Origin of the sequence: Bradyrhizobium tropiciagri (genome assembly GCF_001189845.1) — a bacterium.
GTDB classification, from domain to species: domain Bacteria; phylum Pseudomonadota; class Alphaproteobacteria; order Rhizobiales; family Xanthobacteraceae; genus Bradyrhizobium; species Bradyrhizobium tropiciagri.
The window spans coordinates 1-2,081 of record NZ_LFLZ01000163.1 but is presented as its reverse complement, the minus strand read 5'-3'; the positions used below and the strand labels follow the sequence as shown (position 1 = coordinate 2,081).

Sequence of the window (2,081 nt, the reverse complement as noted above, 5' to 3'; positions counted from 1 at the left end):
CGAACGGCACGCCCGGCGCCGGCGGCTTCGGCGCGGGCAGTGGCTCGCTTGCCGGCGGTGGCGGCGGCGGTCTCGGCGCCGGCGGCAACATCTTCGTCCAGCAAGGCGGCACGCTGACCGTCATCGGCGGCACCCTGTCGGGTGCCACCGAGACCGGCGGCACCGGCGCCAACGGCGCCGGCAACGGCGCGGCCTATGGCGACACCTTCATCCAGGGCACGATGGTCGTCACGCCGACGCACACCGTTTCCACGGTCTTCCAGGGCCTGCAAACCGTCACGACACTCACGATCGGCGACAGGATCGCCGACGAGAGAGGCATCAGCGGCAGCGGCACGACTGGAAAGCTGGTCGTCTCCGGCGGCGGCACGCTGACGGGTGCGAGCACTTATGTCGGCGGCACCCAGATCGACGGCGGCAACGTCCTCTCGATCACGGCCGACAACAATATCGGCGGCTCGGCCGGCGCACTGATCCTCAACGGCGGCACGCTGACCACGACCGGCGGCTACACCTTCACGCACGACATCCAGGTCACCGCCAATGGCGGCACCTTCGACATCTCGTCCGGCACGATCGTGGACACCGGCGCGATCAGCGGCTCCGGCACGTTCATGCTGTCCGGCGCCGGCACGTTGCAGCTCGGCATGGGTCAGCTCGGCGGGCTGACCGGGACGGTCGGACTGAGCAGCGCGCACCTGTCGCTGACTTCGGGCGGCACGTTCGACGACACGCTTTCGGTCGGCGGCAATTCGGTCCTGTCGATCGCGAACGGTGCAACCGTCACCGACACCGCCCTCGTCACCGGCGCTGGCAATCTCGGCATCGACGGTGGCGGCACGCTCGTACTGGGCCATGCCGCCAACAGCTACGGCAGCACGACGATCTATTCGGGCACGGTGTGGCTCACCGCGGCGGGCGCCGCCGGAACCGGCAACATCTCGTTCTCGTCGGGCATCGTCGGCACGCTGAAGATCGACAACGCCGCGCTGAGCGGCAATGCGTTCACCAACACAATCGCGAATTTCAATCCCGGCCAGTTCATCGACCTGACCGGGCTGCAGTACAACACGCAGAATCCGGCGCTCAACACGGTCAGCCTGTCCGGCAACACGCTCTCGATCTCGAACGGCACCACGACCGATACGTTAACCCTTGCCGGCGTCGGCGCCGGTACCAGCTTCCAGCTCTCGCAGGACGCGAACGGCGGCACGGTCGTGCAGGTCGTCTCGACCCGCGTCTTCAATGTCTCCAATGTCACCGAGCTGAATGCCGCCATCCTGCAGATGGACTCCGGCGGGCAGAATGCCGCGGCGAATGCCAACTACACGATCAATATCACAGCGAATTTCAGCCTGACGTCGGAGCTGTACGCGCTCAATCTGCTGAGCGGTTCGACTGTCACGATCAACGGCAGCGACGGCCACGGCGGCACGCACACGATCGACGGCCTCAACGCCCAGCGCGGCTTCTTCGTCTATGCCGGCAACGTCAATCTCGAGAACCTGACCATCCAGAACGCGGTGGCCGCGGGCGGCCGCGTCATCCAGGGCGGCGGCGGCGGTGGTGCCGGGCTCGGCGGCGCCCTGTTCGTCTCGGCGAACGGCAGCGCCACGCTCGACAATGTCGTGTTTCACAACAGTGCCGCGATCGGCGGCAACGGCGGAACCGGCAGCACCGCGAGCAACGCCAACCTCGACGGCTTCGGCGGTGGTGGCGGAATGGGCGGCCAGGGCGGCAACAGCAGCGGCGGCGGCATCGGCCTTCACGCGCAGGGTGCGAACTCCGCCGCATTCCAGAACGGGGCCGCTGGCATCGTTCCCGGCGCCGCAGGGGGCGGCAAGGGCGTCGACGGCTACCTGATCCCGTTCGGAGGCGGGACCATGCTCTACTGGTATGGCGGAACGGGCGGCGCCAATGGCGGTGGCGGCGGCGCGGGTGGCTTCCTCGGCAACAATAACCGGGCGCACGGCACCGGCGGTGGGGTCGGTGGCGGCAACGCAATCGACGGCGGCAAGTGGGCGGCTACGGCGGTGGCGGCGGGGCGTTCGGCAATGGTGGATTCGGTGGTGGCGGCGGCT

General features: G+C 68.4%; 1 protein-coding gene. It reads left to right on the top strand.

From position 1 onward, the window contains the following. Positions 1-2,081 (top strand): beta strand repeat-containing protein (locus tag AKN84_RS50235; protein ID WP_430649979.1); only part of this gene is annotated, 2,081 nt, incomplete at both ends.